Origin of the sequence: Metallumcola ferriviriculae (assembly GCF_035573695.1) — a bacterium.
Lineage (GTDB): Bacteria > Bacillota > JADQBR01 > JADQBR01 > JADQBR01 > Metallumcola > Metallumcola ferriviriculae.
Map to the genome: position 1 here is coordinate 2,380,284 of NZ_CP121694.1, position 15,454 is coordinate 2,395,737.

The window sequence follows — 15,454 nt, forward strand, 5'->3', positions numbered from 1 at the left end:
CACTCCTAGGAAAAATGACTTTTAGCGAATGCTACGATGCCGGAAGCTTCACGAGGACCAACTGCTACATTCCAGCCGCTGGCTTCCTCAAGCTTTCCTTTCAATACTGCTACGTAACCCGGAATTATCAGGTCACGATGTTTAACCTTATCATCCAAACCGACCTTCTTCATAACTTCTGCAATCTTTTCTGCTTCGTATTTACCGGCAGCATATGCTGTCAAAACAGATGTGCCGTCAGTGTCCACAGAAAGAATATAGCTTGGTATCTTAGTGGATTCTATTTCACCCTGTACTGAGTAGTACGTCAGCGAGAAATTGGTTGTGATGTAAACCGGTGAGTTCTCGTCAACTTCGCCAACCTCATGCAGCTTTTGTTCCACCTGGATGGGAACCTGCGGATCAGTGTAGAGGTTCTGTCTCCAGGAGAGCAGCGGCAGTACATGGGCCTTCTTAGTGGTATTAAGAATAATCACACCCGCATATTTACTTACATAAGTGATCGCCTGGCTGATTTCCGCCAGTGGATCTTCTTCGTTAGTAAAGACAATTGACGGATAACCGAAAGGACGAAACTTCTTCTTAATAGCCTGACGGCGCATTTGCACCAAATCAGCAACAGTCTTAGAAGTTTGAGTCTGACCGCTATCGAGGATAAGCTGCTTATGACCGGCAGTCACAACCTTTTCAACCAATTCAGCCAGAGCTTCCAAACCCTCAGCTTTTACAACCAAAGGACATTCCTTACCCTTAGCTAATTCCACCATTTTCTCGTAATTGTCCCCTGTAGCAGCGCAAATGACGGGCTTCTTATCGCCGACAACTTCCAGCGCTGCTTCAATAGCGGCAGCATCTTCGGACACCAACATCGGGGTAACTGCGGTATTTGCAGCTACCTTAGCCACGGCATCCTTAAATTTACCGGCATCGCCGGATTCGTTGACCACTGCAACGAACTGTACTTTGTACTGCATACCAACCCTTTCAAAGGTTAGGTCTTCAATTTCTTTAGCCTTTGCTTCGATATCAGCAGCACTCAACGCATCACTGACCTTAAATCCTACGGAAGTCTCATGATAGTATTTCTTGTCATGACGGAACAATTCTGTCTCGTCACCCATTTCCACCACATTATCACCAACACCTGCTTTAACCAAGGCAATCGGCGGCGCCGATGCAGACTCAAGGTTAGCCCGTGCTTCGTCAGAAACATAAGGGCAGGTATCCAATTGTGCTTTACCGTTAGCCAAAGCCATTGCAAACGCGAGACAAGTCGGCGGTCCGCATTCTCCGCAATTTTTCTTTGGCAGCTGTTTGTAAATTTCAAGACCTGTTAAACCCATACACCTAACTCCCCTTCCTTGTATATTTTCTCGGCTAGTGAAGCCCGAGTGTAAACGAATGTTCGTACAAATAAATATACAAACATACATTTAGATGGCAGAGGACAACCGGCCATTTTGGGCCGGTGTCCTCTACCTAAAATAACCTCACTTAAAATTACTTCTCTTACATCATGGGATCCATGGTCAGTGCCGGATGTCCCTTCTCTTCCAGGAATGACAAAATTTCTTCAGGCCCGGTACCTACGTTCTCATCGGCAATCTTGTCGATAAAGTCTTCACCCAGACCTTCTTCTTTACTGCGCTCAATAAAGTCTTCACGCAAGTATTCCTTTAGCTCTTTCGGCATCCAAATAATCCGTGCAATGCCACCATCTGCAGGGATAAACTTCTTACTGTTGATATAGGTACGGCCGATACCCATGAAACCGGGTGTCTGCAAGCCGCCGCCTACAGTACCTGCCAAAGTAGAGAAGGTCATACCGCAAGGAGTCATGCCGCCGTGCTCACGAGTGGTAATCATAATACCATTAGCCTCGGGAACGATGGCCATGATAGCCTCGAAGCAGCCGCAGGATGTCATTGGTCTATCCATCATGGAATAGATATTAACTTCATCCAAATTACGGTTAGACTCTTTATAAACATATTGGTTGACACTATTCCACATACCCTTTACGTCATCAAGAGCCGTACCTTTGTCGATGGGTTGGTTAGGCCCGGTACTGTCAATCTCGTAAGATGCCCGCGCATCCAACCAGCTTACGGCACCGCAAAGGCCTACCCGCTCAGGTGTAACCACACAAACGTGGTTCGGAGCAAAGGACTTACAGAGAATACAGCTGTAGAATGTCTCGACATTCTCGTCAGTAAGACCTCTGAGACGCTCGTCACGCTGAGTGTAAACATCCCGGGCAATCTTGATATTTTCATCAACCTGAGCCTCATCAGTGATGATTTTAACCTGGACACGGTCGATAATAGCCGGGAATTCTTCCTTCATTTTAGCGATTAAGAGTTCACCGTAATGCTCGAACTTGAAGCCCTTGGCTACAGCATCTTTGCTGATACGCAGCCAGTTGATGGCCCGTTGCCCTGTATGCCAGAGACCTTCACCGTAGTTGATAAAGTCGTGGATACGACGCTCCAACACGCCTTCAAAGTCATCCTGCATCTTACGGCCGTAAACTTCTACCATAATGCCCAAAGGCAGTCTGGCACCTTCTTCAATGTCATCGATGCTGGGACCGACAACTTCAATCTTACCGTCTTCAATATCGTCAGCGCTGACGGAGCGCACCAATTCAAATGCAGTAGTGCGGCTGCCGCCCATTTCCACATACATATCACCTTTACGGATAGTCTCGCCTTCAAAGGCCGGACCAACAGTAATGGGAATATCAATATCAATACTGGTAATCTTAATGCCGCGAACTTCCAATGCGGTTTGTACCATCTTGTCATAGTCCGGTTCGGAAATGAACCAGTCCTTAATCTGCTCATCTTCACTAAGTTCCTGGTCGGTAATAACCGGGAAGCCTAAGAAGATACCACCCATGGCGGCAGCAGTTTTAACCATATCATGCTCGCCCAAATAAAGGATGAAAGCTAGCACACGGCTCTGCTGATAAGCCCGGTGCGCTTCCCGCTCACCCGGTGCAATACCGGCAAACATCAGACCGGCGCGAAGAGCATAGTTACCGGCGTGAACAACCTGAGTGAAGTTACCCAGCGGGAAAGCGATATAATCCACACCCAGCTTAAATCCTTCATCTAACAGCTGTTCAATAACCTCATCGGACAGGAACAGCATCATCCCTTTGCTCATCAAGTCTTGGACAATCTTAGCCAGTTTCTTGCTGTCCTTGGCCCGACCTAGAATTACGGCCTCACCGGGAATAGTCCAGTCAACCATCTTAATACCGTACTTACGCACAACCGGGTCACCGATAAATCCGGTCCAGGGCTGCGGCATTAATGGTCCCTCAGTTTCATAGTTGAGATAGCGTATAGCTTCAATAATTTCTGCAGCGTACCAAGTGGATTCACCCCATAGCCGCGCATTTTCAAAGGTTTTCTTTTCATTAATCTGGGCACGCATCCGGTTTAAAATCGGCGGCAGGTCGCCCAGTTTGGTAACTTCTTCACCGCTCAGGCAGCGGATAACAGGTAAATAGTATGCAGTATCAGGGTAGGCAACCGGATGGTCTTCACCAAATCTGCTTATCGCCTGATTTAGCAGAATTTCCGCATAGCTGGTAGCAGTAATGGCGCCTTCGTAAGCCTGTTTAAAAAGTTTTTTCGGCTCACTGCCCGGCTCGATTGCACCCTCGTAAATGGCATCAAATTTCTTTGCCTCTTGAGTCATTCTATTTCCTCCTTTCGGGATTCAACTTCAATTAATCAACGAATGGGAGTGCTGAAAACATTCTAGAAGTTCTGACAGAGGTCAGTCTCTAACTTCTCAGCAATATTCTTATGAACACCCATTTTCCAAGTACGATATTCAAGCGCACCCAACATTTTCTTGGCAGCCTCAGCAGCGTCCATTTCTAAAATGAAGTGCCCGCCGTAAACGTCACCGGCAATCTGAGTAACGATACTGTACATTAAGTCGCTGCCTTCCAGAGGCGGCATAGTACCGACGTGGACAGGAACACCCATGGTGAGGAACCAAGTGCCGATAGCTGCTGCCTTACCACTCATTGCTTCCGGCGCAGAAGCGACAAAGGGAACCTTAGGCGTATCTACACCCATGGCGTCAGCCATATCCATCAGCAGATCTGAGGCACGAGTATTATCAACACAAGAGCCCATATGGAAGATAGGCGGAACAGGTGCAGCCAGATCAGCGTTTTCGGTGATCCTAGCCAGGAACTTCTTCAGACCGTCACCGGCGTACTTTTCAACTGCATCAGGGTCCATCAAGCCGAGCTTGGCATAGGCCTGAGCAGAACAACCGGTAGCCACTACAAACACGTCATTTTTTAACATTTCTTTAGCAATTTCAACGTGGTTTTGGTCCTGGAAACCTTTCAAATTGTTACAGCCGGCAAAGAGAACTACACCCTTTAATTCACCGGCGTCAATTGCATCAGTAAGAACTTTAACGGGGTTATCCGGGTTTACAGTGCTAAACATGTCATAAAGAGCTTCCAAACTCCAACCGGCAACCACACGATTTTTAACCTGAGGTATATTAACCTGCTTCTCATCCCGATTTTTATAAGATTCTATAGCAATGCGAATTACTTTCTTAGCATCTTCAAGAGCATTTTCCACCTTGAAATTCACGTGTTGCGTACCAGGAATCTTCACGATAGGCGAAGTCGTTATCAATTGGGTATGGAAACATTCAGCAACAGTTGCCAAACTGGGCATAATGCACTGAACATCCACTACCATAGCATCAACAGCACCGGTGACAATTGCCAGTTCCGAAGAAGCATAGGAAGTCACCAACGGCACACCGCGGCGCATCAATACTTCATTACCGGTACAGCAGATGCCCACCAGGTTGATGCCTTCGGCACCGACAGCCTTTGCTTCTGCTTCTAAATCTTGAGCCGCGTCAACAATCTTTTCACTTAACAGCGGATTATGACCGTGAACGGCGATATTTACCTTTTTGGCGTTTAAAGTACCCATGTTGGCTTCAGTCTGAACAGGCTCGGGAGTACCGAAAATAACGTCGGATAAATCAGTGGCAATGTGCATCCCGGTGTAGTCGCAAAGTGCAGTTCTGACCGCACTAAATGTGAGGTTAACCGGGTCATTGTCATTACCTACGTGAGCCTGAGCCAACAAGTCGGAAATGTTGCCGTGGATACCCGAAACAAATACGTTACAAGCACGGAACTTTTCCTTACGTCCCTCGGTAACAGTGTTCATCAACCAGGCTGCTTCACCGTGTCCGGGGATACGGCTGTAGTCTTCAAGCGCCTTGATTGCTACCTCGTTAGCTAACTGGTTATCATCTTTACCCTCAACCTCAATGCCAACACGCTTGGCAACCTTCTTAAGCTTTTCAATATCTACCAACTTATAGTCCGGAGCTTTACCTTCAGTCAGTTGAAGCACAGTATCGGCAATATGCCGTGCGTGCTCAGAGTGAGACGCAGCACCGGTCAGAATTAATGTACCAACACTTCTTGCAACAATGGTCCATGCAGATGCACCGCAGGCACCTCTTGAAGCAGGACCCTCGTCATCCTTGATACGGCAGGGACCCATCATGCAAAAACGGCAGCAAATGCCTTTATAACCAAATTGACACTGGGGCTGCTGAGCCATAAAGCGGTCAAATGCTGTAATAACATTCTTTTCCTTTGCTACATCCAGCATTTCCAAAGCAGCAGGGTCTACGGTACGCTCGCGGGTTTTCTTATCCTGAACCCGTGGCGCGTCAGATGGCCTGCTAGTGTGGTTAGTATCTCTAAATCTTGGCATACTCTTTTACCTCCTTAATTAGAATTAAAGATGAAACATTCACTTCGCCAAGGAATGATTCCAATTATTCACCTACCTCTCGTAATATTTGTTGGCCCAATACTTCAATGTTCTTGGATAAATTCTGAGGCTCTTGAACTTCAAGTCCCATGGCCTGGTCCAAGACGGCCTCGTCAAAATCTATCATTCCAATTACATCCCCAGAGGGGAAACTGGCATAAACAAAGTCTTTTTCCTTCTGATTACGAATTTTATTACCGACGATTTTTATCTTCTCGATACCCAGTTCACCAGCCAGTTTTTTAACCACCTTCGCAGTTTGGACACTGACCTTACTAGGTTCTGTCACTATAAGCATCAAATCCACATCTTTGGCGGTACCCCTTGTCAGATGCTCTATTCCCGCACCCATATCCAAAAGTACCGCTTCCTTTTTGCGCAGCAACAATGAGCCCACCAATGCATTTAACACCGAATTTTCCCGGCAGTAGCAAGATGAACCACCCTGTTTCACTGCACCCATCTTTAAAAAGTTGATATTACCTTGTCTCACCGTATAAGAATCGAGTATATCCCCCACATCAGGATTAAGACTGAAAAAAGCACCGGACCCGCCGGTCTTTTCTGCAATAATCTCCCGCATATCCACTACGGGCAGCTGTTTGGCTAATTCTTCTTCAGGCAGTCCCAGCACCATACCCAAACTGGTATCGGGGTCCGCATCCACCGCAAAGACCTGGTAATTCTCACTTGCCAGAAACTTGATCAAATTTGCAGAAACGGTGGTTTTGCCCACACCGCCTTTCCCGGAAACGGAAATCTTCAATGACAGCACCTCTTTTTGCGAATTTTTACACCGACTTTACATCATCAGTTGCTGAAGCTGCTGTTAACTAATTTCGCCGAAACTTTAAAAAAACTTTACTCTGCTTGAAATGGTAAAATTCCAATAAACACTAACTTGCATAAAATTATTCTTTCTCAGTTTATATAAATTCTACAACTGCGGCAATTATCCTGCCAAACGCACGAAATTTCCAAATATTTAAACCATTCACCGTTACTATTATACCATCTGCCGTCAATATCCTGCGAGCCGGCAAAAAAAGGCCCGTCCTTCAACCGTTCACCTAGGACATAATACGTTTCGCCGCAGCAAGATATTACTTGTGCAAATTTGCACAAAAAAGAAAACCTCTCCATTGGAGAGGTTAATTGTTTTGCTGAGCCTGACCATGAACAGCGTCGTTAGGCATTTGCGTTTCATCGCTGCTACCGCCGCCGTGAACCGCATCATCCGGGGCCTGACCGGCGCCGTTGGCACTATCTGGTTGCTGACCGCCGTGTACTGCGTCATTCGGTGCCTGCCCTCCATTATGAACACCATCATTGGGCATTCCCTCTTCCGGCGTGGGAGCATTCATCATTTCCAGTGCCTGACTGTGGGACTGAAGCATGGGCATCAATTGCGACAACAGTTGGTTGGCGTCAATATTACCCTGATATTTTCCGTCCATCATCAGGTTTGCTGCTGCTTTTTCAGCGTCTACCGCGAGCTGGAGAATGGTCTTCACTTTGTCCATACTAAAATCGCTGCCGCCCAGCACCATCTTCCAATCGCCGCCCTCATTTGTTAAAAGGGCGATCTGTAATTGAGATTGACCTCCACCATTTGCCAGCACAAAAGGAATTACCGCAAATTTCCCTGTAGAACTAGCACTAAAGACATCAGCCAGCAAGATGCCGCCGCCGTTAAGCGCTTCGACATGCTTCTTTATTTCTTCTTCAGTAACTGCTGCCTGGGTGCTGTCATCCAAGAGATCATACATAGCCATATAATCTCCGCCAACAGCCAGTTTGTAATAATTCTGCAGCACAGTCTCCGGAGCACCCTGCGGTTTGGCTACCGCCTGTTCAATCGGCGGCGCAAAATAGTACATCCACCCGCCAATTACCAGTATTTGCACAAAAAATACTGCCCCAATCAGTTTTTTCAAATTAGCCACCACATTTCTTCGAAAATTATTATAAAAAGACAACAGTCTACAAATTCGATATGTTTCGTCAAAGTCCTTTATTTTTATGAATTAATCCTTAACTACAAACAATTAAAATTATTTACTTATAACACCGCTGCTTAAGGGTTATATACATTATCATAGACACTGGATGCCTCATCATGATCAGTATTATGGCAGTTAAGCACGCAATAACCGCCCTCTGATTGCAGTTGATAAAGCGGACCATCTCCGGAAGAACTGTAAACACTATACACCACACCGCTTACCGTATCCGAAAAACTGATTAAATATGCTTCAGATGAGTTCTCCGCGGGGTCAGCGCCATGTGCATCGTGACAATCCCTGCACTGAGCATTGTTATTGGTAACATGCGTATCATGAAGGTAGGTACCGGAAACAGCCGTAACTGCATCATAAAAATCGCCGCCGTCAAGGATGCTATTTTCATCATGGCAGGTATAGCAAAAGTCATTATCTTCATTAAGAGTAGCCTGGGCTGCACCGTAAGGCTGCAGTTTAAGCAGCCAATCCAGACTGGACCCGTGCGGTTCGTGGCAGCCGCTACAGACTATATTAGTATCCGGCGGCGTCAGCGAAGAACTGTCATGGGCACTCCCTGTCTGATACTCTGCCTGTAATACGTCATGACAGGTAAAGCAGTAATCGCTCCCGCCGCCGCGGTGATAGACTGAGCCGTAAACGCTTTCATTCACCGAATACAATAGGGCCGGATCGGCAGCAGGGTCAAAATGGGCATCGTGACAGCTGCTGCACTGCTGCTCTCCATCTAACCCCAAGTGATTTGACCCCGGTTTAGAAAACTCACTTTCAATATCATGAGCTGTACCGGCCACTAACGGCGTTGACCCACTATGACACCGGTAACAGGTCTCATTGACCGTGGGCCCCATCACCAACTGCTCACTGTCAGCAGTATGCGCCTGATGGCAGTCCCCGCATGCTTCCGGATTATCTGCATAATGCCCATGGGGCATTTTACCAAACGGTCCAGCAGAAACCACATCAGAAATTCGGCTGCCATTATCATCAACAGCGCGGATAATGTAATAATAAGTTGTGCCCGCTTGGACATTATTATCACGATAATTGTTGACAAAAGAGGTAGAACCACCGTAAACCTGTTTAAGCACGCTTTTTCCGTAAACCACCTCTACCAAGGTGCTGCCTGTATCAACTGATGAAGCGGTATCACGGTAAATTTCGTATTGATTAGCCTCGACACCATCTTCCCAGCTTAAATCCACATATGTAGACCCGGCGGTGGCGGTGACAGTCAGTGTTGCGGCATAACTTAACGCGGCACCTATTAACAGGAGCAGGATACCAAACAGCGCTGCCGGCAGATATGATTTCTTACTTAGGGTGATTTTTTTCATGCCGCGCCTCCCTATTTGTCATGACAATCCTGACACACTGACCAGTAGTCTTTTCGCAGCAGATGATTAACTGCGATGGTTTGTCCGTCTTCATCACCAACGGCAGATTGGGCGGTATTCTTGGTACTACCGTGGGCATAGTGACAAGTAAGACAAAACATCTTTTTACTACTGCCGGTACCTTCAAGGGGTAAAGTAGTGGTCATCCCAACATCATCCGGTGCTACACCCACTGGGTGCCGGTATTTACCGTCAGTCTGGTAGGTTCCTGAAGCAGGGGTACTGCCCGCACCTATCGGTGCATTATAGTCTGCATGACAGCCGTCACACAAGCTGTTCATTCCCCATTTATAATTAACCCGCTCAACACCATAAACTTTATCAGTGACAGCGTAAGCCCCCACATGAATATCAGGGTCTTCCGGTGTGGACGGCACTATTAGCCGATAATTCACCGTCGCTCTAGTGGGAGTGTTATGGGCGGTGTGACAGCTGACACAGCTCAATTCACGCCCAGCATAATTAGGATTACCGCCGGGGGCCTCAGTGGGCATTACACCCAATGAATGTTTGGATTCGGAAATCACAGCCGTACCCGAGGTGGAACTTGAGGAATGTCCGTTGCTTTCACCAAATGCCCCTCCTGGTGCCTGCAATGGGGTAGTAAATGCACCATCAGTATCAACCATACCACTGAGAACATCATACTTACTCATACTGCCGTCGTGACAGGTCAAGCACAGGTCATCAACTTCTTCTTGATTCAATAATTTATCACTTAGGCTGGTATGGGTATTGTGACAATCGGCACATAAGTTGTCATCATCAGTCCAAAGATAGTGCTTTAGTTCGTGAGGTGGATAGGCCGGTCCTACATATGTAGAATTTGTCACTGTTGCATCATTGTTAGGATCAGTTACAGTCCCCGCGGTGCTGACCAGGAAATAATAATTTACATAAGGTTCAATGCCGCTTTCCACCCGGTAGTACTCTTGATAGTCGCCGGTGGTATAAATATTATCCCATACTGAGCCATCGGTGCTCTGCCAAATATCATAGGATTCCCCGGGATTTCCCTGCCAAAGAATATCAATAATATTACTACTCCTGGGAATTACTCTGATTTTTTGCGGAGCGGAAAGAGCTAGACCGGGCATAATGCCTAATAATATAAGGATTATAATTGCAAAAGAAAATTTTTTCCGCATAATCGTAAAAGCCCTCCTACCCTTCGTTGTCCGGCAGTGCATAGACCAATACCCGACCGTGCTCACGGTCAGTGACATACATACGGTTATCTATGATTTCCACATCATTGGGGAAATTCATCTTATCACCGCTTAAACCGTTCTTACCCAACTCCATCTCAATCTGATAATATTCATTCAGCACCAGTACTCTGTGCCCCAAAGTATCCGCTAAATAAATCTTACCTCGCTTATCCACCGCGATTCCCCTAGGTACGGATACAGGCAGGTCCTGCCGGGAAACTACGCGCAGCACCTCACCGTTTACGTCAAATACCTGGAGTCTACCATTGCCACTATCGCTGACGTAAATACTATCACCCCAAACAGCTATGCCATTGGGATAAGACAACAGTCCTTTAAGATTGCCCGGCGCACCAAATTTATATTGCAGCTTGCCCTTGGTATCCAGCACCAGTATTTCACCGGTTCGATTGGCTACATAAATTCTCTCGCCCGCATAATCAAGTGCCAACGGGCTTAATGGGCTGCCAATTTTTTTACCACTCCAGACATCTACCAAGATACCCTTACCATCAAAGACTTTAATATTATTACTGCGAAACTCTCCTACATATAGCCTGCCCTCATTATCCACGGCAAGGGCGTTGGGGTAATTGAAGCTGCCCTCAATATAACGCAGGAAATTACCTTCAATAGTATACACATTAACCCTGTTGCGTCCCGTGTCGGTAACATAAATAAACTCATTATCCCTGTCAACTGCCATAGCCAAGGGGTGAGACAGTAAGCTGCCTGTGCCGTCGTCGTCAATAGCGCCCAAGTACTGAACCGTATTAATCAAATTAGGAGCAGGTTCATCGAATACCGACCTCTGCCAGTCGGCAAATCCGGCCCCTGCTGCTATTAAAAATATTCCTATTAGTAATGCGGCAGTTCCCATTAAAACAGGGTATCTATTAGACAATTCTTATTCCCCCGAACCCAAGTGAAATTAATAACTTATGGTACCAATTATAATTTTTGTGTCTTTTCACTGTGTATTCTAATTTTGACAAATGTTATAGATATCCTGCTTAAAAGCAGGGTATATTTCTTCCAAATAGGTTAATAATTTATGAACAAGACAACAAATTAGCCCACGGATGTGTTATCTGCTAATTTCTTTTATGTCCTACGTGTGGTACAGTGCGACCCCCGCTTTCAGCCTAACGGCTGTTACTAGCTTCACTGTTCGGGACTGTCACCCTATCGAAACCACCGATCTCAAGTAACATTAATAAAAAACACCGGAGAAATTCTCCGGTGTTTTTCATCCTAACTGTTACTGCCCTAAATTAATTATTGCAATTAGTTAGTAGGAACTAACTCAGAACCGTTTGAAGCTTGAATGGCTTGAGTATCAGCACTATAGTATCCTTCGTCATGCAAGAATGTGCCATTATGGTTATCAATGTGACACTTCCAGCATACTGCCATGTTCACATAACGCTTAAGCGCGGAGGACGGGTTAACGTCGGCAGCCAATGCTTTAGTATCATCAGCGTTACGCATAATCTGCTGAGAAGTACCGTGAGCATAGTGACAGGAGAGACAGGTCAAAGTATCGCCGGGATTACCGTGAGAATAGCCGGATTCCCAGACGAACTGCTGGCTAGCAGGATCGCTACCTAATGCACCACGGTTAATAGTGTGGCGATATGCAGTGGTGTAACGGCCTTCTAAAGCAGCGCCGGTGTTTTCGGGATCTTCAAACTTGTCTGCATAGTAGTCAGTGTGACAACCTGCGCAGAACCAAGTAATACCGGTCAGGTCGTAGTCAGACTTAGGATTGGTAATAGCCTGCTGAGAACCAGTCCACTTGGTAATCTGTCCGTCAAGACCTTGAATATAACCTTCGCCATTATGATCGCCGAGGGAAGTTACAGTGCCGTCAGCAATAGTAAGATTATTATTTGAAATATCGCCATCAGCTACGAATTCACCTTCCAGAACTTTAGCTACTACAGCCGGAACGATAGCAATCTTATACGGACCAGCAGCAGTTTCGGTGGACTTAAGCTGACCGTAGGCGTCAATGTAGTTTACGGCAAATTCATGAGCCTGATAGTCATCAGCAAGCAAGCTGATGGTTTGGCCATAGACAAAGTCTTTCGTATCAGGATCGCTAGGTGCCTGACCGTCGAGCATTGCCTGGACGTCGGCTGCATAGATAGCTTTGAATACCACTGTCTGGGTTTCGCCGTGTCTATAAGCTTCGCCGCGAGCCCAAGGACCAGTTAATACTGTATCACTAGCATCTACTCCGTCACCGGTTACATCATAAACTGCGTTCCAAACGCCATCACTATCAGAGTCAGCCCAGTCGTAAATTTGAACATCTAAACGACCGATATTAGCCGGGTTGTTGGTCAGTAGACGGTCACTAGCAGAACCGTGCGGCTGGTGACAGGAAGCGCAAGTGAATTCAGCAGTCCAGGAAGCTGTATCCACAACATTACCTAACAAGTCAGTACCTTGCGCCTGACGATTACCACCAGGAGCGGCAGCTACTTCTAAAGCACCGGTAGGCATATGCATGGAAGCATTTTCAGCAGCATTGAATGCGCCGCCAAAGGAACCGCCGCCGATGTTATCCCAACCTAATACATTAGTAACATCAAAGTCAGCGTCGCCCGGCATATCAAATACGCTCAGCTTACCTAAAGTACCATCATGGCAAGCAGTACAGGTATTATAAATACCGTTTTGGATTAACAACTTGTCGCCTGCTGCGGTGTGTGTCATGTGGCAGGATGCACAAGCGTTAGTAGCTTTTTTGAACTGGCCATGAATGTACAGGTCGTCGTTAACGCCGTCACTCTTAGCACGATTGATTACATCTTCACTTTGACCGTAAGTACCTGCAGTAACAGTGTTACTCTGGTGAGCGTTAGTACCGGTATAAGTACCATCAGCATCAGCCGGAGTTACTTCTCCTGTTTCGAGATTTGTGCCAATTGCAGAGACAGCGTCTGCTGGGCTTTGACCAGCCGGGTAATCAGTAGCATCATCATAGTTACCAGGTGCTGCCATGGCTACTGCAATACCTACTGTCAATGACAGTACCATTGCAAGTACGAGAAGCATAGTAAACTTCTTCATGATTGGTTTCTCCTCCTCTTTCTCTTGCTTAATTATTTTTCTTGGTTTGTCACCTTGCAGTTTTAACATCTTTCCACACCTCCTTTCCACCGCGGCTTGGTGACTCTATGGTCAAACGGTAAACGTACCGTTTGCCTGCGGAGGAATATATTGGTATCTAAAGTTTGGCTTACTGCCAAACAGCTACCCTTAAATTAGCGGTATCAGTGATATAAATACGGCCGTTATCATCGATAAACAAACCGTTAGGCAGGATAAACTGATTATCCATACTGCCCATTTCACCAAAGCTTTCATCCAATCGCTCACCGTCTAAACTAAATGTATATACTATATGCGTCAGGTTGCTGACCACATACAATTTATCACCGCGGATACCAATACCCCGAGGATTTACCATCACCGAGGGCTGTCCCTGAGGTGCACCGTTAAATGCTTTGACCAATTTTCCTTGGGCATCAAAGATTTCAACTCTACCGTTGCCGGTATCAACTACATACATATTCCCTTGGTCGTCCACGGTTATACCATTCGGTGCCAACAACTGCCCGGGACTCCGTCCGGATTCGCCGACTTCCAATAGCTTCTTACCATCAAGATCAAATACAAACACTTGAGATTTATTAATATCAGTCACATAAAGCTTATTATCCTTTATCACCAAATCTCCGGGACCGTCTAAAACCCCGCCGTCATCAAAGTACTTTAAGAAGTTGCCGTCCCGGTCAAAGATGGATATATTGCCGCGGTACAAGTCAGCCACATAAAGCTGTCCGTTACCATCACCGACAATACCGTACGGAAATTGAAGCTCTCCCTCGCCGTAACCCTGGGTACCAAAACGCTTAATAAAGTTACCGTCGTAATCAAAAACCTGAATACGATGGTTGTTGCTGTCGCTGACATAAATCCGCTCGTTCATCACCGTTACATCCAACGGCTTTTTAAACTGTCCCTCACCGAAGGTACCGTAAATCATAAACTGGGGTCTGGACCCTTGATCGACAGCACCGGTCAAAGGGGTTAAAAGTGATTCCGGTGACTTAAGAAATAAATATGAAAAAAGAAATAATGCCGTTCCCAACAAAAATATTAAAATCATAATCAAATGAACTAACCATCGCGGCACCCCGCGTACCTGCTGCACTGATGCATTTGCCATTTACCTGCGACCTCCTCGGGTTATCTGAATTATTCTAAAGCTGCCAACGCTTCCTTTGCTTCCTGATAACTAGCATCATACTTTATCGCATTTTGATATGCTTTTTTCGCACTTGCCGGGTCGTTCATAGCTTCGAACACTTTACCGGCCCAGAAATGAATTTCCGCCGCGCCTTCATTCAATATTTGGGCTTGGGAAATAGAACCTATCGCCTGGTCGTACATTTCCAGATGGTAAAAAGCTATCCCTTGATTCAGATGAGCCCTATAATCGGTTGGGTTTAATTTTACACACTGCTGGAATGCTTCCAGAGCTGCATCATACTGCTTTGTTTCAACCATGAGGTATCCCTTGTTTAAATAAGCGGGATAAAAGTTAGGGTCAATTTCGATAGCTGCATTATAACTTTTAAGAGCATCATCGTACTGCCTTAATTGATAATACGTAAAGCCCAGGTTTACTCGCTGTTGGGGATCATTAGGATTTTCCATAACCATTTTCTCATAGTACTGCGCCTGCTCCTGAAAACGCGCAACATCTAAGCCGCTGGTCCAGAAAAATTTATAGCCAATGCCGATGCCGGCACCGAATACCACTATAAAAGTTACCAGTACCATCGCGAAAGCAACCAGCCATGAATACTTCTTCTTGACCGTTCCAACCGCCGGGGCAGTAGACACCTCACTCTGCTGTACAACATTATTGGTTTCCAAAGAACTCGCTCCTCTCT

At 46.2% G+C, this 15,454-nt stretch carries 12 protein-coding genes; all 12 read right to left on the reverse strand.

Translation table 11 applies throughout. From position 1 onward, the window contains the following. Nucleotides 1-5: 5 nt before the first annotated feature. The 12 genes from acsC to MFMK1_RS11940 all read right to left on the reverse strand — a co-directional run bounded on the left by acsC (nt 6) and on the right by MFMK1_RS11940 (nt 15,437). Nucleotides 6-1,343, reverse strand: a complete 1,338-nt coding sequence (gene acsC / locus MFMK1_RS11885; protein WP_366921920.1) for an acetyl-CoA decarbonylase/synthase complex subunit gamma — start codon at nt 1,341-1,343, stop codon at nt 6-8. Between the two features lie 166 nt (nt 1,344-1,509). Continuing rightward, on the reverse strand, nt 1,510-3,711 hold the full coding sequence (acsB, locus tag MFMK1_RS11890; protein ID WP_366921921.1) for an acetyl-CoA decarbonylase/synthase complex subunit alpha/beta: 2,202 nt from the start codon (nt 3,709-3,711) through the stop codon (nt 1,510-1,512). 62 nt (nt 3,712-3,773) lie between these two features. Next, complete coding sequence (cooS, locus tag MFMK1_RS11895; RefSeq protein WP_366921922.1) at nt 3,774-5,792, reverse strand: anaerobic carbon-monoxide dehydrogenase catalytic subunit; 2,019 nt, start codon at nt 5,790-5,792, stop codon at nt 3,774-3,776. Between the two features lie 64 nt (nt 5,793-5,856). Then, on the reverse strand, nt 5,857-6,618 hold the full coding sequence (locus MFMK1_RS11900) for an ATP-binding protein (protein ID WP_366921923.1): 762 nt from the start codon (nt 6,616-6,618) through the stop codon (nt 5,857-5,859). 155 nt (nt 6,619-6,773) lie between these two features. Further along, a complete protein-coding gene (locus tag MFMK1_RS11905; protein WP_366921924.1) occupies nt 6,774-6,977 on the reverse strand; it encodes a hypothetical protein in 204 nt (67 codons plus the stop codon). 26 nt (nt 6,978-7,003) lie between these two features. After that, a complete protein-coding gene (locus MFMK1_RS11910; RefSeq protein WP_366921925.1) occupies nt 7,004-7,789 on the reverse strand; it encodes a hypothetical protein in 786 nt (261 codons plus the stop codon). A 140-nt stretch (nt 7,790-7,929) separates the two neighbouring features. Then, complete coding sequence (locus tag MFMK1_RS11915; RefSeq protein WP_366921926.1) at nt 7,930-9,210, reverse strand: cytochrome c3 family protein; 1,281 nt, start codon at nt 9,208-9,210, stop codon at nt 7,930-7,932. A gap of 11 nt (nt 9,211-9,221) precedes the next feature. Next, nucleotides 9,222-10,418: a cytochrome c3 family protein gene (locus MFMK1_RS11920; RefSeq protein WP_366921927.1), complete on the reverse strand. Its 1,197-nt coding sequence runs from the start codon at nt 10,416-10,418 to the stop codon at nt 9,222-9,224. A gap of 16 nt (nt 10,419-10,434) precedes the next feature. Next, the gene (locus MFMK1_RS11925) at nt 10,435-11,385 is read right to left on the reverse strand and encodes an NHL repeat-containing protein (RefSeq protein ID WP_366921928.1); all 951 of its coding nucleotides are present in this window, start codon (nt 11,383-11,385) and stop codon (nt 10,435-10,437) included. Nucleotides 11,386-11,768: 383 nt separating this feature from the next. Next, nucleotides 11,769-13,631: a cytochrome c3 family protein gene (locus MFMK1_RS11930; RefSeq protein WP_366921929.1), complete on the reverse strand. Its 1,863-nt coding sequence runs from the start codon at nt 13,629-13,631 to the stop codon at nt 11,769-11,771. Nucleotides 13,632-13,731: 100 nt separating this feature from the next. Further along, a complete protein-coding gene (locus MFMK1_RS11935; protein WP_366921930.1) occupies nt 13,732-14,724 on the reverse strand; it encodes a 6-bladed beta-propeller in 993 nt (330 codons plus the stop codon). Nucleotides 14,725-14,753: 29 nt separating this feature from the next. Beyond that, complete coding sequence (locus MFMK1_RS11940; RefSeq protein WP_366921931.1) at nt 14,754-15,437, reverse strand: tetratricopeptide repeat protein; 684 nt, start codon at nt 15,435-15,437, stop codon at nt 14,754-14,756. Between the last annotated feature and the right edge of the window lie 17 nt (nt 15,438-15,454).